The organism is Ruminococcus sp. AF17-1AC (assembly GCF_003461385.1).
Taxonomy (GTDB): domain Bacteria; phylum Bacillota; class Clostridia; order Oscillospirales; family Ruminococcaceae; genus Hominimerdicola; species Hominimerdicola aceti.
In genome coordinates, this window is sequence record NZ_QTWZ01000001.1 from 175,147 (window position 1) to 196,427 (window position 21,281).

Annotated in this window: 17 protein-coding genes; 15 read left to right on the plus strand and 2 right to left on the minus strand. The window is 39.8% G+C overall.

Annotated features, from left to right (window positions below; translation table 11 throughout):
• Positions 1–48 precede the first annotated feature (48 nt).
• Positions 49–4,206 carry a C1 family peptidase gene (locus DWW81_RS00740; RefSeq protein ID WP_117896281.1) on the plus strand — a complete coding sequence of 1,386 codons (4,158 nt, stop codon included), beginning with the start codon at positions 49–51 and terminating at the stop codon, positions 4,204–4,206.
• Between the two features lie 58 nt (positions 4,207–4,264).
• Here the strand turns inward: DWW81_RS00740 and DWW81_RS00745 are convergent, their stop codons facing one another.
• A complete protein-coding gene (locus tag DWW81_RS00745; RefSeq protein WP_117896283.1) occupies positions 4,265–4,879 on the minus strand; it encodes a sugar O-acetyltransferase in 615 nt (204 codons plus the stop codon).
• A 196-nt stretch (positions 4,880–5,075) separates the two neighbouring features.
• Positions 5,076–5,258, minus strand: a complete 183-nt coding sequence (locus tag DWW81_RS00750) for a hypothetical protein (RefSeq protein WP_117896285.1) — start codon at positions 5,256–5,258, stop codon at positions 5,076–5,078.
• Between the two features lie 410 nt (positions 5,259–5,668).
• Between DWW81_RS00750 and DWW81_RS00755 the strand changes: the two genes are divergently transcribed.
• The 14 genes from DWW81_RS00755 (at position 5,669) to DWW81_RS00825 (ending at position 21,280) form a co-directional block, all read left to right on the plus strand.
• Entirely contained in the window at positions 5,669–6,937 is a 1,269-nt protein-coding gene (locus tag DWW81_RS00755; RefSeq protein WP_181982627.1) for a DegT/DnrJ/EryC1/StrS family aminotransferase, read from the plus strand.
• 11 nt (positions 6,938–6,948) lie between these two features.
• Positions 6,949–8,961 (plus strand): sugar transferase, encoded by a 2,013-nt coding sequence (locus tag DWW81_RS13670; RefSeq protein WP_117896287.1) that lies wholly within the window; start codon positions 6,949–6,951, stop codon positions 8,959–8,961.
• A gap of 212 nt (positions 8,962–9,173) precedes the next feature.
• Positions 9,174–9,524, plus strand: a complete 351-nt coding sequence (locus tag DWW81_RS00770; protein ID WP_181984640.1) for a serine acetyltransferase — start codon at positions 9,174–9,176, stop codon at positions 9,522–9,524.
• The gene (locus tag DWW81_RS00775; protein ID WP_117896293.1) at positions 9,508–10,305 is read left to right on the plus strand and encodes a CDP-alcohol phosphatidyltransferase family protein; all 798 of its coding nucleotides are present in this window, start codon (positions 9,508–9,510) and stop codon (positions 10,303–10,305) included. The genes DWW81_RS00770 and DWW81_RS00775 overlap by 17 nt, the downstream gene beginning before the upstream one ends.
• Positions 10,306–10,719, plus strand: a complete 414-nt coding sequence (locus tag DWW81_RS00780) for an adenylyltransferase/cytidyltransferase family protein (protein WP_117896295.1) — start codon at positions 10,306–10,308, stop codon at positions 10,717–10,719.
• Between the two features lies 1 nt (position 10,720).
• Positions 10,721–11,695, plus strand: a complete 975-nt coding sequence (locus DWW81_RS00785) for a glycosyltransferase (protein WP_181982628.1) — start codon at positions 10,721–10,723, stop codon at positions 11,693–11,695.
• Between the two features lie 33 nt (positions 11,696–11,728).
• Positions 11,729–12,928 (plus strand): glycosyltransferase, encoded by a 1,200-nt coding sequence (locus DWW81_RS00790; RefSeq protein ID WP_117858304.1) that lies wholly within the window; start codon positions 11,729–11,731, stop codon positions 12,926–12,928.
• Between the two features lie 59 nt (positions 12,929–12,987).
• Positions 12,988–14,010: an EpsG family protein gene (locus DWW81_RS00795; RefSeq protein WP_181982933.1), complete on the plus strand. Its 1,023-nt coding sequence runs from the start codon at positions 12,988–12,990 to the stop codon at positions 14,008–14,010.
• Positions 14,011–14,025: 15 nt separating this feature from the next.
• Positions 14,026–15,168, plus strand: coding sequence for a polysaccharide pyruvyl transferase family protein (locus DWW81_RS00800; protein WP_117896301.1), 1,143 nt, complete (start codon positions 14,026–14,028; stop codon positions 15,166–15,168).
• A complete protein-coding gene (gene menD, locus DWW81_RS00805) occupies positions 15,168–16,931 on the plus strand; it encodes a 2-succinyl-5-enolpyruvyl-6-hydroxy-3-cyclohexene-1-carboxylic-acid synthase (protein WP_117858297.1) in 1,764 nt (587 codons plus the stop codon). Before DWW81_RS00800 ends, menD begins: the two co-directional genes overlap by 1 nt.
• A gap of 4 nt (positions 16,932–16,935) precedes the next feature.
• A complete protein-coding gene (locus DWW81_RS00810; RefSeq protein WP_117858295.1) occupies positions 16,936–17,760 on the plus strand; it encodes an SDR family oxidoreductase in 825 nt (274 codons plus the stop codon).
• 22 nt (positions 17,761–17,782) lie between these two features.
• Positions 17,783–18,730 (plus strand): glycosyltransferase family 2 protein, encoded by a 948-nt coding sequence (locus tag DWW81_RS00815; RefSeq protein ID WP_117896303.1) that lies wholly within the window; start codon positions 17,783–17,785, stop codon positions 18,728–18,730.
• Positions 18,731–18,735: 5 nt separating this feature from the next.
• A complete protein-coding gene (locus DWW81_RS00820; RefSeq protein ID WP_117896305.1) occupies positions 18,736–20,238 on the plus strand; it encodes an oligosaccharide flippase family protein in 1,503 nt (500 codons plus the stop codon).
• Positions 20,239–20,272: 34 nt separating this feature from the next.
• Entirely contained in the window at positions 20,273–21,280 is a 1,008-nt protein-coding gene (locus DWW81_RS00825) for a polysaccharide biosynthesis protein (RefSeq protein ID WP_347502999.1), read from the plus strand.
• The last annotated feature ends 1 nt before the right edge of the window (position 21,281 follow it).

Below are 21,281 nucleotides of genomic sequence, written 5' to 3' on the forward strand. Positions count from 1 at the left end.
AAGAAACTTTGTGCAACTAAATAACAGAAAAGCAGAAAGGAGATCTTTATGAAGGTGATCTATAAATGTGCCGCCATTTTGACGGCGGCGTTATTGTCAGTGCAGTTTCCTTGCGCAGCTTTTGCGGATATGGAGCATGGCGGAGATAATGACAGCCCGAAATTTAAGATGGGCAGGATAATTTTTACTGATAATGGTTATGGCTACGAAAAGGAAGGTCTGGAAAAATCGGAGATCGCTGATGAAGATTTGGTCGATACGGACGACTGGGTTTCAGCTTACGCACAAAAGGCAACGGCTTCGCTGCCTGCGAAATATGACCCCAGATCTAAGAATACGCTGACGACTATCAAAAACCAGTTCCAGACAGGCACTTGCTGGGCGTTTGCGGCACTTTCCTGCACAGAGAGCAATCTTATTCAAAAGGGGCTTGAAAATCAAAACGTGCAGTTTTCTGTGCCGAGCCTTGTCCTTTCTACATATGCTAACGGCGGATTTGACGAGTCAATATGGGATTGCGGCGGAACGTGGATGGATTCGTCCCTTGCAATGGCGGCCCATAGGGGACTTTGCTATGATGAATATGAGCCTTTCGTGTCTGACGCAACGGAAGCCACTATCGTATCTGAGGAGAAAAAGGGAGTTTGCGAATATCAGCTTAATTACGCTTCCACTATCACAGGCGGACGAAACGCCATTAAAAACAAGATAAAAGAGCTTGGCAGCGTAATGGTGAGCTATTATGCAGACGACCTGTATATGACCTTTGATAACAAAAGCTATTACGATCCGGAAACTACAAAATATAGTGGAATAAATCATGCCGTAAGCGTAGTGGGCTGGGACGATAATTACAGCAAGTCAAATTTCCTTGCAGGCTATCAGCCAAAGAAAAACGGGGCATGGCTTGTGAAAGGCTCTTGGGGAGTATCCAGTGGCACAGACGGCTATTACTGGATATCCTATGAAGAGGCAGAAATGACCGATTGGGTGGCATTCGACCTCACTGAAAGCTGTGATAATAATTACCATTATCCTGCTAATAAGGATAATTCTATATTTTATGTTAGCAATGAAAATAAAATGAGCGGTGCTGATGTTTTTACAGCAAAAAAAGACGAGCTTCTTGACAAAGTGGGCTTTATGTATCTTGGCTGCACTGGAAAGTCTGACTACACCGTGCAGGTCTACACTTCTGTTTCAGACAGCACTCCTGTGGGGATACTTGAATGTGAGGTCAGCGGAAAGGTGCAGAGCGACGGCTTTTATACTGTGGATATCCCTGATGTTGAGCTTGACGAGGGCGAAAGATATTCTGTCGTGATGACATTCAGCGGAGATGACGGCTCAGGCTATGTGACCGTTTATGGCTATTCAGACGGGGTCATGAAGCCTGGTCAGGCGTATATTTCCAATGACGGTGACAGTTGGACGGACGTTACCGACAAGGACGCTTATACTGGTCAGCCTATAATATTTGCCTATACCGATGATATAGATAAGTCTGATAAAAGCGAGCTTGAAACACTTGTGGCAAAGTATGAAAAGCAGAGCGGTTATGAACGTGAGGTCAACAACGGCAAGAAAGTTATTGCAGACGAAAACGCATCAAAGAACGATATCACCAATGCCAAGCTTCTTATAAAGGCAAAGGCGAAAGAGATAAAGGAACAAAGCCTTGTTATAAAGACAGCGACGGATTGGAAAAACTTCGCAAAGCGTGTATCAGGCGGTGAAAGCTTTGCAGGGAAGCGTGTGGTGCTTGAAAAAGACATCGACTTCGGTGGTGCAAAGATATCGGCAGTAGGAACGGCTTCAAAGCCTTTTTGCGGATATTTTGACGGCAACGGACACGTTCTGAAAAACGCTGTTATCCAAAACAATTCTTATGCAGGTCTGTTCGGCTATGCTGAGGACAGAGCGCAGATAAGAGATCTTAGTGCTGAGAAAATAACTGTCAGCGGTAAGTACGCAGGCGGGATCGTTGGTGAATTTGATGCGGTATCTATACAACGCTGTACGTTCAGCGGAACTGTCAAGGGTACAAGTTCCACAGGCGGAATCGTGGGCAAAGCAGGTGGTCTGACCCTGACAGAGTGTGCTTCAGACCTTGCAAAGTCAAGCAGTTCAAATGCTAAAGCTATGGTGGGCAGCATTGATAATGACGCTTTTTATTATGGACAGCAATCTGCCGATTGCTGGTATAACGGCAACTTTTCTGACAGCAAGGTAAAGAAAACGGCTTTGTCTAACGTTACAAGTTCTGCAGCTTATTCGCTGAATACCATTGGCGGAAAGCAGACAGACAGCGGCAGGTGGACAATGGCAGGCGGCAAAGCAAGGCTAACTCGTCCTGGGGAGCAGTCTTCCCTCAAGATAACATTTGAAGCCCCTGACGGCAAGCATTATGCCTGCACTGATAAGGACGGCAAGGTAAAATATCCTGCTGTCAAAGTGCAAAGCGGTTATGCTCTTAAATGGTACAAGAACGGCATTGCTGTCGATGCGAACACAGTTTATACTGCTGACAGCACAGTAAAGGCAAAGCTTGTTGAAGCAAAATTTGTCACTGTCGACTATGTTTTAAATGGCGGCACGAACAGCACAGGCAATCCGGAATATCTCAGCGAGGGCGAAAGCGTGACGCTTTCCGAGCCGACAAAAGAGGGTGCAGACTTTGCAGGCTGGTATGATAACGCTGCACTTTCAGGTGAAAGAATAGAAAGCATCTCATATTCAGGCGGTGCAAAGACCCTTTATGCCGCATGGAAGCTTTATACATATAACGTTACGTTTGTGGATAAGGACGGCAAGGTGATAAGTCAGCAGACAGTGGAATATGGTAAGTCTGCAAAAGCTCCGAAAGCCCCTGCTATAAAGGGTCTGCGTTTTACAGGTTGGGACAAGGACTATAAAAACGTCACAGAGGATATGACTGTCACAGCGGAGTATTCTGACAGCAAGCTCATTGCAGACTGTGAGATATCAGGCTTCAAGAACAGCTTCACATACACAGGAAAGAATATTGAACAGCCTGACGTAAAGCTCACCTATGAGGGCAAAGAGCTTAAAGAGGGCGTGGATTACACTGTTTATTATAAGACCAATCTTAACGCAGGACCTGCAAAAATGACCTTTGTTGGAAAAGGCGAATACAGAGGCTCTGTTGCAAAAAGCTTTACTATCCAGCCAAAGGACGCTTCCAAGTTCAAGCTTTATTATGCTACACCACTGTCGTTCACCGGCAAGGAGATAACACCTGATGTGCTTATAAAGGACGGCAATAAGACCCTAGAGCGTTATATTGATTATATGGTGATGTATTCCTCTAACGTGAATGTTGGCACGGGCAAGATAACAGTTGAATTTTACGGCAATTATAATGGCAAGCAGACCGTTTCCTTTGTTATAAATCCTGCAAAACAGCAGATACAGGTGCTTGAAACAAGATACAAGGGCTTTTTTGTGGATTTTGTGCAGAAAGGATCTGCAACAGGCTATGAGGTCCAGTATGGCACAAGATCTGATTTTTCAGATGCTTCCACATACAGATCCACCAACAACAAGACGGATAAGATGACGGTACTTGGATTAGGGGCTTCAAAGACATATTATGTAAGAGTTCGTTCTTATACTGTCAAGGGCGGAAAGACCTATTACGGCAATTGGTCAGACGCTAAAAGCATTGTAACGGCAAAGACTAATTTTGCAAACGCAAAGGTCAGCGGTATTTCTTCAAAAAGCTTTACCGGCAAGGCGATAACGCAGAAGATCACAGTAAAATACGGCTCAAAGACCCTTAAAAACGGCACAGACTACACTGTGAAATATTCTGCAAACACAAAGGTCGGCACCGCAAAGGTGACTATCACAGGCAAGGGCATTTACGGCGGAGTTATCACCAAAAGCTTTGCTATCTATCCTGCAAAGCAGGTGATACAGAAGCTCTATGGTACATATGCAGGCTTCTTTATAGATTATGCACAGAAAGGTTCTGCCACGGGATATGAAATATCATATTCACAGCGTTCCGACTTTAAGGGAGAAAAAAGCGTAAAGGTAACAAACAACCGCACCGATAAAAGGACAGTTTCGGGGCTTGCAAGATATCAAAAATATTACGTCCGTGTAAGAAGCTACACTGTCAAAGGCGGAAAGACTTATAACGGAGCGTGGTCCGATAAAAAATGGGTCTATACTCAATGATCCGACAGACGATAAAAATACCCCTGATCATTTTCTGGTCAGGGGTATTTTTGTGTGCCTAGAAAAGTTCTGCTTTGTACTTGATAGAATCCTCTTCCGTTATCTCACGGATAACTCTGCATGGATTTCCTGCCGCAAGAGAATTTGGCGGTATGTCACGGGTGACAACGCTTCCTGCACCGATAACACAGCCCTCGCCTATGGTAACTCCGCCTGTGATGACAACATTGCTCGCTATCCAGCAGTTGGAGTGTATTGTGATAGGCTTGCCGTATTCATCATCATAAACAGTGCCGTCAGACTTTTTCTTCATGTTACGCTCCTGCCATCTGAATGGGTGAACAGGTGTGGCAATGGTGCAGTTGGGACCGAAAAACACGTTGTCGCCAATCGTCACAGGGCAGGTGTCAAGCACTGTCAGATTGAAGTTAGCATAGCAGCCTGAGCCGAACTTTGTGAAAACGCCATAGTCAAAATACACAGGACCTTGTAGAAAAAATCCCTCGCCATGGTCGGGCAGAAGCTCATCAAGGATAGCGTTTCTTCTCTCATCATCTTCATACAAACTGCTGTACTGCTGTGAAAGCTTGTGAGCCTTTGTCCTCAATTCTGCAAGCTCCTTGTCGGAGGGGTCATATATCTTGCCCGCAAGCATTTTTTCTTTTTCAGTCATTATAAAACGCCCTTTCTGTGTGTAGTGTCATTTGATTTTGTTGAGAGTATAGCACAAGTTTCGGGCTGTGTCAATAGTTTTTGGGGGTCGAGTGATAGAATAAAAAATGGTATACAAAAAGTGGAGAATGCTTATGAGCAAAGCACTCTCCACTTGATGAGTATACTATTTAAAAAGCTTGGCAGGGTAGAAAAAGTTATAGGTAAAATCCCTGCATACAATTTGTGTACATAAAAGGATCTTCGTCATCAGCGGTATTGTCACCAGCAGGCTTTTTTCTGCCACTAACACAAGAAGCCAACACTATCAGACCGCCTAGAACAATTGCAACGCTCACTCCAAGGGTTACCAAAACCGCACAGAAAATTTTTACTATCATAAACACCGCTCCAATCATATTTCTCATGCTTCGCCATAATTACTATTATGATTATATGCTGGTTTTGCCTGATAATCAATAAAAGCCGTGTAAAATGCAGATAAAAATCAAGTCAGCTTTTGTCTGCATCAAAAATCTTGTGGTAAAAATATTTTTCAAAACGTTTCATGATTTAACAATTTTAAATGAAGAAAATTATAGCTGTCAGCTTAGTATAAAATTGCACAAACTGAGCTTTTTGTAAATGGTTAGCATTGTATATTACACTGAAAATGTACGATTCTTGAAAAAATATACATAAGCATGGGGTAAATACTTGACTAGATTAAAATTTTGTGATAAAATTATTAACGTGAATAAGTGTAATTATGGTTACTTATATGAAGTAAATATGGAAGAGGGAAAAAATAATGGGAAAAATAGAACCCTTTAAACAAAAAGTATGGCTTGCGTCACCTACAATGCATGGTGAGGAGCTTGAATATGTTACTGAGGCTTATAATACCAACTGGATGTCTACAGTCGGTAAGAATATAAATGAGGTCGAGAAGATAGCGGCGGAGAAGTCTGAAGTCAAGTATGCTGTTGGTCTTTCATGCTGCACGGCTGCGCTTCACTTGTGCTGTAAGCTTGCTGGCGAGAGGCTTTATGGCAAGCCTGCGATATCTCATGGCGCTCTTGAGGGCAGGAGAGTTTTTTGCAGCGACATGACCTTTGACGCTACTCTCAACCCAGTTGTTTACGAGGGCGGTATCCCTGTTTTTATCGACACTGACAGAGATACTTGGAACATGGATCCTGTGGCGCTTGAAAAGGCTTTTGAGATGTATCCTGAAGTCAAGCTGGTAGTAAGCGCTGAGTTATACGGTTTTCCTGGAAGAATGGACGAGATCAAGAGAATATGCGAGAAGCATGGTGCGCTTTTGATCGAGGACGCTGCCGAGGCTATGGGTGCTACAATTGACGGCAGACAGTGCGGAAGCTTTGGCGATTACAGTGCTGTAAGCTACAATGGCAATAAGATAATAACAGGTTCTAGCGGCGGATGTTTGCTGACGAACAGCCTTGAAGATGCAAACAGGGCTCGTAAGTGGTCAACGCAGGCTCGTGAGAATGCTCCATGGTATCAGCATGAAGAGGTCGGGTACAACTATCGTATGTCAAATGTTATTGCAGGAGTCGTTCGTGGTCAGTATCCGCATCTTGAGGAGCATATTGCGCAGAAAAAAGCAATATACGAGAGATACAAAGAGGGCCTTAAAGGACTTCCCGTTAAAATGAATCCTATCGTTGAGGGAACAGAGCCGAATTATTGGCTGTCTGCACTTATCATAGATAAAGACGCAATGTGCAAGCAGGTTAGAAATGACAGCGAGGCTTTGTACATCAAAGAAGCTGGCAAGACCTGTCCTACTGAAATTTTGGAAGCGATTGCGAGCATAAATGCAGAGGGAAGACCAATATGGAAGCCAATGCACATGCAGCCTATGTACAGAATGCACGAGTGCGTTGGACGCAACGGCAGTATCAGATGCCGCACAAATGCTTATATTGCAGGCGGTGCAGAAGATGTAGGCGCTGATATCTTTGACAGAGGCGCTTGCCTGCCTAGCGATAATAAGATGACTGAGGAACAGCAGGAGAGAATTATTCGGGTTATCAGGAGTTGTTTTGAGTAAGGAGAGGCAGTTTGAAAAAGAGTAAGAAATTTGCTTTGCTTACGGGTGCTGTTGTAGGTGTTACTGCAATTGCGGCTCATGTTATGAAGAAAAAAGCTGAGAAAACTACATATGAAGCAGATTTGATAGAGCCTATTGAAAAAAGAAAAATGGGCTTCTATGAGAAGTATGGCAAGAGAATACTCGATATAGCCTGCGCTACGGCTGCTATAGTTGTTTTTTCTCCGCTATATTTGGGCGTTGCAGCGCTTGTTAAACTGAAATTGGGAAGTCCGGTTCTATTTACTCAGGATCGTCCTGGTCTGATCGGTAAAGATGGTAAGGAAACTGTATTTAAAATGTACAAGTTCCGTACCATGACTGATGAACGTGACGAAAATGGCGAGCTTCTTCCTGATGATGTAAGGCTCACTAAGTTTGGCAAGTGGCTGAGAAATACAAGTCTTGACGAACTTCCGGAGGCATTTAATATTCTAAATGGTACAATGTCTGTAATTGGTCCACGTCCACAATTAGTCAGAGATATGACCTTTATGACGAAAGAGCAACGAGCAAGACATACTGCTAAGCCAGGGTTGTCTGGATTGGCTCAGGTAAATGGACGCAACGGCATTTCATGGGAAGAAAAGCTTGAATGGGATAGAAAATACATTCAGAATGTAAGCTTTGCAGGTGATGTCAAGATCATAGTCGATACTGTGAAGAAAGCTTTTATAAAGCAAGAGGGTATCACTCAGGACGATATGGCGACCGCTGAGGATTTTGGGGATTGGTTGCTGAGGACTGAGAAGGTAGCTGAGGTGGAGTATGAAGCGAAGCAGAAGCAGGCGAAAAGTATTTTGAATGGAAGTGAAACGTTGGAAAGTGAAAATAAAAAAAAAGTTCTCGTTGTTGCTAGCGTCGTATCATTTATTGAGTGGTTCAATAAAGAAAATTTGGAATATTTAAAGAATAACTTGAATTGTGAAGTGCATGTTGCATGTAATTTTGATTATATGGACGATACAGATGAAACAAGGACTAGAGAGTATATTGCAAAGTTAAAAAAAGAAGGGTTTATTCTTCATAATATTCATTTTGCCAGAAATCCATGGGGAAAAGATAATATCTCTGCTTATAAACAACTGAAAACTATTATCAATAAGAACCGTTTTATGTTAATTCATTGTCATACGCCAACTGTATCAATTATGACAAGATTGGCTGCACGTGATGCTCGAAAGAATGGGTCAGTTGTCATGTATACATGCCATGGTTTTCATTTTCATAATGCTTCTTCTAAAAAAAATTGGATGATTTATTATCCTGTAGAAAAGTTTTGCTCTAGATTTTGTGACTATATTATAACAATTAATAAAGAGGATTATAACCGTGCAAAAACATTCCATGCACCGAATGTTCGTTATATACCAGGTGTGGGAGTAGATATAAATAAAATTAAGAATACCTCAGTAGAAAAAGATATTTATAAGGAATCTATAGGGGTGCCTAGCAAAGCAGTGATGATTTTGTCTGTAGGGGAAATGATCGAGAGAAAAAATCATGAAGTTATTATTCGAGCATTGGGCAAGATTAAGAATCCTAATATATACTATGTTATTTGTGGGAAAGGACCTTTGAAAGATCATTTGAAAAAGATTGCATGTGAAGTTGGTGTAGAGGATAAAGTTATCTTTCTTGGATTTCGACAAGATATTCCAGAACTATGCAATACTGCGGACATAAGTGCATTTCCATCTAAAATTGAAGGATTAGGCTTAGCTGGCATTGAGGCAATGGCAGCGGGTGTGCCACTTGTGTCATCGAATGTTCATGGAATACTCGACTACGTTATTGATGGAGAAACAGGTTATGCTTGTGATCCAGATGATGTTGAGGGATTTGCAAAAGCGATAGACAGACTGGCAAGCGATTCCAAACTGCGTGAGAGCATGAAGACGAAGTGTATAGAGGCTGTGAAGCCATTTGAACTGAATAATGCTTTAAGGGTTATGTGGGATATATACGATGAGATTTTACGGTAAATACGGAGAATGTACTAAGGGACTGGATTACAAAAATAAATATGTAAAGATTTTGATGGGAATTGTACAGCAATATAATCCATCAAAGTATTGGAGAATGAGAGAATTTGTGATTTCCGAGAATTCGGGGGGAGTATTGAATAAGGTAATAAAATATTGGTATCTATTATCTATATAGAATTAAAAAAATGGACGCATTCAATAATGCGAGTATGGGAACCAATATTGGATTTGGTGCAGTGTTTGATGGAATCTCACATTTTCCACATGGACTATATGGTATTATCGTGACGCCATATGCAAAGATTGGAAAAGAAGTTCGCATTTTTCATCAGGTCACTATAGGTGACGATGGTAGAGGAAAAGAGAATGCTCCAATAATACATGACAATGTATTTATTTATCCAGGTGCAAAAGTTGTAGGAAAATGTGAAATTGGAGAGGGAGCAATTATTGGTGCAAATGCTGTAGTGTCTTTTGACGTTCCGCCATATGCCATTGTTACAGCTCCCAAGCCAACGGTACATATAAAGGAGAAGGCAGATAATGAAGTACACATTTAAGGATATAACATCTTCGCTGACAAAAAAGAAAAACAGCAGAAGCTCGTTGTGGGTTCAATTATGGGTTAGAAAAGCCTCTTTTCCTGTAACATATTTGTTTATCAATGCAGGGTGGACAGCAAACATGGTTTCCGTGTTGTCATGGGTTGTTATTTTCTTTGCTGCCGTGCTACTTTGCTTCAATAATTTTGGGTGCATGTTTGCTGGCGTTATTTTGACAAATTTTTGGTTGGTACTGGACTGTGTGGATGGAAATATTGCCCGTGTGAAAAAGGTGAAAACGTTTATGGGCGATTTTTATGATGCAGTTGCAGGATACGGGCCGTTTTCATTTACTACGATTGCTCTTGGTGTTGCGGCATATCATACATCTTTTTTGGTGTCTGAAGAATATCGTGTTTGGCTGATTTTGATCGGAGCAGTAGGGGCGGTAGCCAATGTATATATGCGATTGGTTCACCAGAAATACCTTAACTGCTATTTTGCGGCTAAAAAAATACTCGGTGAGCTTGATGAAATTACCCTGAAAGATACGGAAGATAAAAAGAGTTTTGCTTACATAAGAGAGCAGATTGATAAGAACTTTGGAGTAGCTGGATTATTTATGCCTTGGTTGTTTGTAGCATTGTTTACTAATACTTTTGATATTATGCTTCTATGTTATACGGCATATTATGTTTTATCTTTTGTTGCAATTTGTGTGTTGTATTGTAAAAATGCTTCAAATTTCGAGATTGAAGCTCAAGCAAAAATGAAAGCTACTGGCAAGGAGAATAAATAAATGGTAATCGGATATACAACAGGAGTTTATGATATGTTTCACATGGGACATTTGAATATTTTAAAGCGGGCCAAAGAACAATGTGATTACTTGATCGTTGGAGTGAGTACAGATGAATTGGTTCAGCATGATAAAAATAAAACACCAATTATCCCATTTGAAGAACGTTGTGCAATCGTAGAGGCTATTCGATATGTAGATAAAGTTGTACCTCAAACTGATAAAAATAAATTTGCAGCATGGGAAAAATATCATTTTAATAAGATGTTTGTCGGTTCTGATTGGAAGGGGACGCCGCAGTGGGCAAAATTTGAAGAGGAATTCTCTCCTGTTGGAGTCGAAATCGTGTATTTGGATCATACAGATGGAATTTCGTCGACTATTTTAAGGAATCGACTTAATGAGGAGCGCTGATATGAAATACGAACCAAAAGTTTCGATTATTATACCCGTTTACAACGGAAGTAATTTCCTTGCCGAGGCAGTTGATGCTGCACTTGCGCAAACCTATAAAAATTGTGAAATTCTTGTAGTAAACGATGGCTCAACAGATGATGGTGCAAGCGAAAAAATTGCATTGTCATATGGTGATAAAGTTCGCTATTATTTAAAAGAGAACGGAGGGGTATCCTCCGTATTGAATTTTGCTTTTGAAAAAATGACCGGGGAATGGTTTTCGTGGCTTTCTCATGATGATTTATATTATCCCGAAAAAATTGAAAAGCAGATTGCGTTTATTAATGAATTGATCGATGAAAATCCGAATTTGGACATCAGAAAAATTACAGTTCGCACGGCAACCGAGTCGATTGACAAAGACGGCAAGGTAATCAAGATACCGAGTTATAAGGGTGTCCCGAAGCATGAAAAGCCGATTGATACTATTTTGGATAATATGTCCAATTATCGCTTGTCTGGTTGTTCGTTTCTCTTGCCTACCACTTGCATAGCAGATGTTGGAGGATTTAACGAAAGCATTCGAACCGTTTCCGATGTGGAATATTGGTATCGTCTTTTGTTTGCGGGATACGAGTTTTACTGCTTGACTGACGATATTTTGGTGAAAAACCGATCACATGGTAAACAAGTAGGAAAAACGAAAGTCGATTTGTTTAATAGAGAAATGAATGAACTGTTCATTTGGATAGCTGATACCATGAACAAAAATAGTGAATACAGTACGGTCGAAAACAATGAAAAAATGTACTATTCACTTGTTAGAAGAAAATGTAAGCCTGCGGCGAACTATGTGAAAACCACTTATCTCAAGAACAAAGTTGGTGGATTTACATACGCAGTAAAATACCCAATAAATGCGGCTTGTTATTCTGTTTTGGGAACAATTAGAAATGTTGCGAGATATGTGTATAGAAAAATATATGTAAAGTGATTTTTTAATACGGTTAGAGGCGGTGTGAAGTATATGAAAGTTGTAGAAATAAATAGTGGATTTCGTGGCAGCACGGGAACAATTATGCTTAGCATCGCTGATTTGGTTCGTTCTTGCGGTGGAGAAGCATATACGTTTTCAGAAAAAAAGCCGGGTGCTGCTCCAAACGGACATCAATTTTTTGGAACAAAATTTGAAAATTTATTTCACCGTGGCGTTAGTGTTTTTAGTGGTATAAGTGGTAAGGGCTCTAAATCGGGTACAAAAGAACTTTTAAAACAAATTGATGCAATTCATCCGGATATTTTACATTTACATAACTTGCATGGTTGGTATATCAATTTGCCGATGTTGTTTGATTACATCAAGAAAAATAACATCAGAACTGTTTGGACACTCCACGATTGTTGGGGATTTACGGCGCAGTGCTCGCATTTTACAATGGAAAAATGTGAAAAGTGGAAAACGGGGTGCTATGATTGCCCGAGATATAGGCTTTATCCTTACACTTTTGTAGATAGAACCGATAAAATGTGGCAATTAAAAAAAGAATGGTTTACCGGTGTCAAGCACATGACGATTGTAACTCCATCGAAATGGCTATGCGATTTGGTAAAGCAATCATTTTTGAGCGAGTACGATGTAAAGGTTATAAACAACGGAATTAATCTCGATATTTTCAAACCGACAGAGAGCGATTTCCGTGAGAAATATAGTTTGCAAGATAAAAAAATTGTGTTAGGTGTTGCATCCGGTTGGAATGATCGAAAGGGATTAGATGTATTTATTGAGCTTGCAAAAACATTGGACAATAACTACAAAGTGATTTTGGTCGGCACCGACGAAGATGTTGAAAAAATACTTCCGGAATCTATTCTCTCCATTCACAGAACACATAACCGGACAGAACTTGCAGAGATATATACTGCGGCAGACGTGTTCGTGAATTCAACGCGGGAAGAAAACTTCCCTACTGTAAATATTGAAGCATTGGCTTGTGGAACCCCTGTTGTAACATTCAAGACCGGTGGAAGTCCTGAGATAATCGACGAAAACACCGGCTTTGTCGTTGAATACGGGGATTTTTCCAAAATTAAAAACGCAATCCTATGTATTCTTGAAGATAGTAGAATCAAGCCTGACGATTGTTTGTATCGTTCAAAAAAGTTTGATGCCACACATAAGTATCGCGAATATGTTGATTTATACGATGATTTGCTTCAAAGGAGATAAAGAGAATAGTGGCTATATATTTATTGTATGTAATGTCCCCTGTTATTGTGTGGATACTCATGAATATAATCAACACAAAATCAATCAATTACGATGACAGGAGAAAGAAAAACTATATTATCATTTGTGGAATAATTATGGCTCTCATGATCGGACTTCGATATAAGGGAGTCGGCTCCGGTGACACTGCTTTTTATTACAGCAACTGGAGAATGATGTCAAGAGTATCTTGGAGCGATTTGCCTGGAATATTACAAAGAGTCGATTTGGAGTATGGATATCAAATAATTGTATGGTTTTTATCACATCTTTTTTCGGGTGGACAATGGTTGTTGATTTTCTCGGGCGTGTTTTTTTCACTCTCGGTATGTTTGTTTACTTATCGCAACAGTAAAAATCCGGTTATATCTTTGATGGTTTTTAACTGCCTGGGGCTATTCAACTTTATGGTGCAGGGATTGCGCCAAGCAATAGCGATGTCTATCTGCCTTTTTGCCTATGAACAATGCAAAAAAAAGCATTTTATCAAATTTATTTTGCTGGTGGCAATTGCATGTCTGTTTCATGCCAGTGCACTTGTTTTTATATTGGTGTACTTTTTGAGTAAATTTAAGCTAAATACTATTCAAATGGGAATATTTGCCGTACTAACGTTTGTTGGTATGCAATTATTGCCTTATGCATTCAACATATTAAATGTTGCAATGAACGAAAATTATGATCTGAATTCTGCGTCCGAAAGTGGTGGAATTGTTGCTATTTTAATATATGCTGTTATCATATTATTCGGATTGTTATTTAAGGATATGTCCGATGAGCATTATGCATTGTTTGTTTATTCTGCTATTGTTGCAGCAGTTGCGATGTTACTTAGAAATTCAGTGAATGGCATTGCGGAAAGGATTAGCCATTATTTTGCATTCGGACAAATGATGGTGTTGTCTAACAGTATTGCATCTGTAAAAGAGCCGAAAATAAAATTATTAATAAATACAGCTGCGGTACTATTGTGCTTTGGCATTGCTTTCTATAAAGCATCTTATTCTATTTTAATTCCATATACATTTTTTTGGCAGTGGTAAGTTCTGGAGAAAATTATGAAACAAGAAATAAAGAATACAATCAAAAACAATAGAATCTTTGGAAATGCGGTTGTTGGTGTGTACAGAATTGCAAAATCTATATACAATATTCCTGCTCAGGTCAAGCTTTATTGTCAAACCAAGAGTAATATTTTGAGCGGCGTGGGAGAAAAGAGAGTTTACTATATAGGTATTCCGGCGCATAACAATCTCGGAGACTTAGCTCAGGGTGTTTGTATAAGACGCTGGTTGAAAAAAAACTATGCTGACAGAAGAGTTGTTGAAATAGAAACCAATGCACTTGTTAATACGAGATTCAGCGCATTAAAGTATCTTAAAAAAGTGTTTTCAGATGATGTCATTGTTTTTCAAAGCGGATATACAACGACTGATCTCGGTGGACATGCTGATGAAATGCACTGTGCTATCATTAAGAACTTTCCGCAAGCAAAAATTCTAATGATGCCTCAAACAATCTTTTTTCAAAATGAAGAACGAAAGAAAAACACCTCTTTTGTATACAACAGTGCTGAAAATATGTTGTTTTTAGCAAGAGACCGTGTTTCTTTTGGTATGGCAGAAGAAATGTTTCCTGATTTGCCCATTTGCTTGTATCCAGATATTGTAACTACACTCATTGGTCAATACAAATACGAAAATGAACGAAACGGAATATTGTTCTGTTGCAGAGATGATAGTGAAAAGTACTATGATGATGAAAAAATAGCCGAATTAATTAAAAGATGTGAGAAGTTTGCAAAGGTTGACAAAACTGATACTACAAAAAAGATTTCACATTCTGAAATTGTTAAAAATGCAGAAGCATATATAATGTCCGAAATTGAACGATATTCCACATATAAGTTGCTGATAACTGATAGGTATCATGGTACGATTTTTTCACTTGTGGCTGGAACGCCTGTCATTATAATTAAGTCAACAGATCATAAGGTAGTGACTGGCGCAGAATGGTTCCGAGGCGTATATGACGATTATGTATATTTAGCAGATTCTTTGGAGGATGCGTTTGAAATTGCCGAGCGTTTATATAACGAAGAACGAGATCACATAATGCAACCGTACTTTGAAGAAGAATATTATAACAAACTGAAATATGTCTTCGAAAATGAAAATCATCATATGGAGGATGTAAAATAATGAATTCAAGTTTTAGAAATGTACAGATACTGGTTGATCTTCTTAAGCAATACAAGATTAAAGATGTAGTACTTTCTCCCGGAGGTAGCGATATTCCATTAATTCATTCTATTGAAACGGATGAATACTTTACGTGTTTTTCCGTAGTAGATGAGAGAAGTGCGGCATATTTTGCAATGGGTGTTGCACTGCAAAAAAATGTACCCGTTGCATGTGTGTGTACATCGGGAACTGCAGTTTGTAACTATCTTCCCGGTATTACCGAAGCGTTTTATCAAAGCGTTCCGGTACTTGCAATAACCGCAGATAAAAATCCTTATTATCAAGGACAACTCGAGATACAAAAAATTGAGCAGACACACATTTTTGATGGCGTTGTAAAAAAGAGCGTTGACCTTCCGGTTGTTCAGAATTCTGAAGACGAATGGCTGTGCAACCGTCTTGTAAATGAAGCTCTGCTTGCACTTACACATCACGGTCGTGGACCGGTACAGATTAATGTTCCGATTGTAGGAAGAACAGATTTGTACGATGATAAAACTCTTCCTCCTGAGAGAAAAATAAATGTTGTCGAATGGCTTGATGACGATGAAATATGGAATAAATATGCCCAAAAGCTTGTTTCGGCAAAAAGAGTTTTGTTTGTTATGGGGCAAGGTGTTACTTTCACTCCCGGGATAGTTTCGTTACTCGAAGAGCTGCATAAAAAATGTAATTGCGTGTATTCTGTTGAGCATTTGTCGAATTTGGATTGCGAAGGTTGTATACATACATATCCCGTTTCGGAAATCAACGGCGGAAGCTCTCTTGAAAAGCTTGTTCCTGAAATTGTTGTGTCTATCGGAGATAATCTCTCCGCATACAATCTAAGACCTTATTTAAGACGACATTGCAAACAGATCTGCAATTGGCAAATATCCGAAAGTACCGAAATTCGAGACGCTTATAAGTGCTTAACAGCTGTATTTGACATGAAACTTGAAGATTTTCTTCGTAAAATATTGAGCTTCTTCCCTGCAAACAGCACTAACAACGCAACATATAGAGCAGCATGGGAAGAGGAGCTCTCGAAAATTACTATTCCTGAATTTGAGTTTTCCAATTTACACGTTGCGAAAAAGATTTCTGAGATAATCCCTGAGAATTCAATTCTCCATCTTGCAATTCTGAACAGTACACGCATAATGCAGTATTACAAACTTGCAAAGGGTATTCGCACATACAGCAATGTTGGTGCGCTTGGAATTGATGGTTGTGTATCTACATTTGCAGGTCAGGCGGCATCCACAGACGAACTGGCATTTTTGATTGTAGGCGACTTGAGCTTCTTTTATGATATGAACGCCGCAGGACTCAGGAGTATTGGTCCGAATGTTAGGATTATTCTTTTGAATAATGGTGGGGGCTCAGAATTCCATTTCATAATGGGAAAAGACAAAATTCCCTCACTTAACGATTATATCTCCGCCGAACATGTAAATGTTGCGGCAGGCTGGGCAACTTCTTTGGGTTATGAATATTATTGCGTTTCAAATGCCGAGGAATTGGATGCCGTTATCGGGAAGTTTGGTGAGAAATCGGATGCTCCGATGTTCCTTGAGGTCTTAACTGATATGGAACAAGATGCAAAGATTACTCAAAAGTTTTACGCAGATAATGCGGTGAAGATTAAATCAACATTAGCAAAGAAGATTGCACGAAGTGTACTTGGCGGCAAAAACGTTCAAAAAGTCAAAAACATTTTAAAGGTCATAAAGGGGTAATATTATGAAAAGCCTTTTGAAAAAGATCAAAAACAACCTGTTCCCACATCCTAAAATATCATCTGTTGAAATTCCGGTTTTCAAAGGCGACTTGCTAAACGGCAAAACGGCTTTGATTATCGGGGGGAGTGGCGGAATCGGTTCCGAAATTGCAAAAACATTTGTTGAGAATGGTTGCAGGGTTGTGGTAACCGGAATGAATGAAGCAAAATTGCAAAATGTTTGCCATGACATCGGAACAGAAATGGCGCACTATGTTGTTGCCGATATTTCTCACAACGAAGAAATAAAGCTTCTTGTTGATGAAGCTGTCGAACTGTTAGGAAAAATTGATATTTTTGTCCACGGTGCAGGTGTTCATTGTCACGATATGTTCGGAAGTGTTACCGAACAGGTTTGGGATACTGTCATGAATATAAATCTCAAATCAGTTTATTTTTTATGCCAAGAGATTTCAAATTATATGATAGAAAACCATATAAAAGGTCATATGCTGATTGTCGGTTCAGCATCTTCTGCAAAGCCCGGATGGACACCATATGAGATTTCCAAAAACGGCGTTAGGGCATTAACTTTGGGATTTGCAGATAAACTGATTAAGCACGGAATTGTTGTAAACAGCATTGCTCCCGGTCCTGTATCTACACCAATGCTCGGAAAGAACGATACAAGCGATATTGCCTGGACAGGAAATCCAACAGGACGTATGAGCACTCCTGCGGAAATTGCAAATTGGGCACTGTTTATGGTAAGTGATATGGGAAATATGGTAGTTGGCGATACGTTCTACGTGTCCGGTGGTTCGGGAACTATCTGTTTGGATAAATAAAGTTTAGGAGATTAGACTAACTATGAGTTATTCATGTAGCGTACCTATATTGATGATATTCTTCAATCGACCTGACAGTTTTAAACAGGTTTTTGAGAAAGTAAGAGAAGCAAAACCGAAAACTTTGATATTGGCACAAGACGGTCCGAGAAATAAGAGTGATATTCCGGGTATTGAAGCTTGCCGAAAGGTAGTAGAGAATATCGATTGGGAATGTAATGTAATCCGAGAGTATTCCGAGGTGAATCTCGGTTGCGGTGTACGCCCGAAAAGTGCAATTGATTTTGCACTTGAAAGATTTGAAAGTGTAATTATTTTGGAAGACGACTGTGTTCCGTCACCTACCTTTTTCCCGTATTGTGAGGAATTGCTGGAGAGATACAAAGACGATGACCGTATTGCTTACATAAGCGGTCTTAATCATTTTGAGACATGGGACTGCGGCAATTATGATTATTTCTTCTCCAAATCGGCAGCGATTTGGGGCTGGGCAACTTGGAAAAGAGCTTGGAGCCGTTTCTATGACTATAGTGTAAAAGGAATAAACGATGAATATCGTTTAAAGTTATATAAACAACAGGTCGGAAACGATTATGTAGCCGACATTAGAATAACATCATTAATTAAGGCAAATAATGCTGCTAAAAACGGAGAAAAGCTTTCGTACTGGGATACACAGTGGGGATTTGCAGAGTATACTCAAAATATGCTGGCAATCGTTCCGAGGGTAAATCAAATATGTAACATTGGTGCAGGTGTTGATTCTACGCATGCCCAAAATGTTAAAACAACAAAATATATAAAATACAAGAATATGCTGTTTATGCCGACGCATGAATTTGATTTTCCTCTTAAACACCCGGATTTCTGCGCTTGCGATATGGATTATCACAATTTGGTATACAGATGTGTAAGCGGTAATGCGATTAAGTGTACTTTGAGAAAAATCAAGCATTGGCTTGGTAGGTGAAATCAATGCGGATAAATAGTCGCGATCAAATCAAAATAGGTGCAATTCTATCCTATCTATCTATTGGTATCAATATAATTGCGGGTTTGCTTTACACCCCTTGGATGGTAGATACAATCGGAAAAAGCGATTACGGTTTATATACACTCGCCAATTCACTTATCACTCTGTTTTTAGTAGATTTTGGATTGAGTTCAGCAGTTAGCCGCTATGTTGCAAAATATCGAGCTGAAGGACGGCAAGATAAGGTTAATAATTTTCTCGGTGCCGTTTATAAGCTGTATTTGATTATAGATGCCGTCATTTTTGTTGCACTTCTAATTATTTATTTTTGCATTGATAGCGTATATGTAAAACTGACACTGGCGGAACTTGAGAAATTCAAGGTCGTTTATTTAATATCTGCATCGTTTGCCGTAATTAACTTTCCTTTTGTGACATTTAACGGGATTTTGAATTCCTATGAACAGTTTATTCCTCTCAAGTTAGCTGATGTGATATATCGAATACTGCTGGTCGCTCTTACTGTAATTACTCTTCTTTTCGGTTGCGGTTTATATGGACTGGTAGCAGTACATGCCATAGTCGGTCTCATTGTTATTGCTTATAAATGGATAGTTATCAAAAAACAAATAACTCTGAAGATTAATTGGAAATACTCTGACTTTTCACTCTACAAAGACATTTTCGGTTTTTCCATATGGGTTACAATCTCGTCTTTGGCACAGAGACTTGTATTTAATATTACGCCTTCTATACTGGGTACTGTGGCAAGCAGTGCTGCAATTGCATTGTTTGGAATTGTAACAACTATTGAAGGATATACTTATACAATTACAACAGCCATAAACGGTATGTTTATGCCGAAAATCTCAAGAATATATGAACGCGGCGGAGAAAAAGACGAATTAATGTCGCTGATGTTAAGCGTCGGTAAATTTCAATACGCCATCAACGGTCTTATTGTAGCAGGATTTGCAGTTGTCGGGAAAGAATTCATAAACCTGTGGATGGGACCGACATACTTGGATGCTTATTATGGTATTTTGCTTGTTATCATACCGGGACTTTTCTTTAATTCCATGCAAATTGCCAACACGGCTATGATTGTAAGAAAAAAAGTGAACTTACAAGCATGGGTAAACTTAGGAATGGGAATGGTCAATGTTTTATTGTCTATCATTCTATCATCCTATTTCGAAGTAATTGGTGCTTGCATATCTATTTCAATCGCTTATATGTTACGGGCGGTGGTTTTGCTCTTTATTTATAAGAGAGTGTTAAAAATTGATATGGCAAGTTTTGTTATAAATTGCTATTTCCGAATGGGTATCCCAATTATCACTACAATTGTGCTTGGATTCTTAATGAATTCTTTATTGCCAAATGGAGGATGGCTTGTTTTGGCGGCAAAGGGCGTAGTGATTGTAGGAATATATGCTGTGGTAACATTGCTTTTAGGGCTAAACTCAGAAGAAAGGAACAAATTGTTAAGAAGAAAGGTTTAAGATGAGTATGTCACTTTTTACAAACAAAACCCTAATGATAACCGGAGGCACGGGATCATTTGGAAACGCAGTATTAAACAGATTTCTGGAAACAGATATCGGAGAGATCAGAATATTTTCGAGAGACGAGAAAAAGCAGGACGATATGCGTCATGAGTATCAGGCGAAAATGCCTGAGGTAGCGGACAAGATCAAGTTCTACATCGGCGACGTAAGGAATTTGCAGTCCTGTAAGGACGCTATGCACGGCGTAGATTACATATTCCATGCGGCTGCACTCAAACAGGTCCCATCTTGTGAGTTTTTCCCAATGGAGGCCGTAAAAACTAATATTATCGGTACGGATAACGTCCTGACAGCCGCTATCGAGGAGGGCGTTGAAGCAGTAATATGCCTTTCAACTGATAAAGCAGCCTACCCTATCAATGCCATGGGTAAGTCAAAATCTCTTGAAGAAAGCGTCGCTATCGCTAAAAGCAGATATAGCGGAAAAACTAAAATCTGCTGTACTCGTTATGGTAACGTAATGTGCTCCCGTGGATCTGTTATCCCTCTGTGGATCGACCAGATCAAAGCAGGCAACCCTATTACTGTAACAGAGCCTAATATGACTCGTTTCATTATGTCACTTGAAGAAGCTGTCGACCTTGTACTCTATGCTTTTGAGAACGGTGAAAACGGCGACCTGTTTATCATGAAAGCCCCCGCTTGCTCTATCGGTCTTCAGGCTGAAGCCGTTACTGAAATGTTTGGCGGCAAAAAAGAGGATATCAAAGTCATTGGTATCCGCCATGGCGAGAAAATGTACGAAACACTTCTTACCAATGAGGAGTGCGCAAAGGCTATCGACCTTGGCGGCTTCTATCGTGTCCCTGCCGATAATAGAGGCCTGAACTATGATAAGTTCTTTAGAGACGGCGATGCAGATAGAAATACTCTTACTGAGTTCAATAGTAATAATACAAAGCTCCTTAATAAGGAAGAAATAAAGGAAAAAATGCTTAAGCTTGCATATATCCAGGAGAGATTGGCTGAGGATTGAT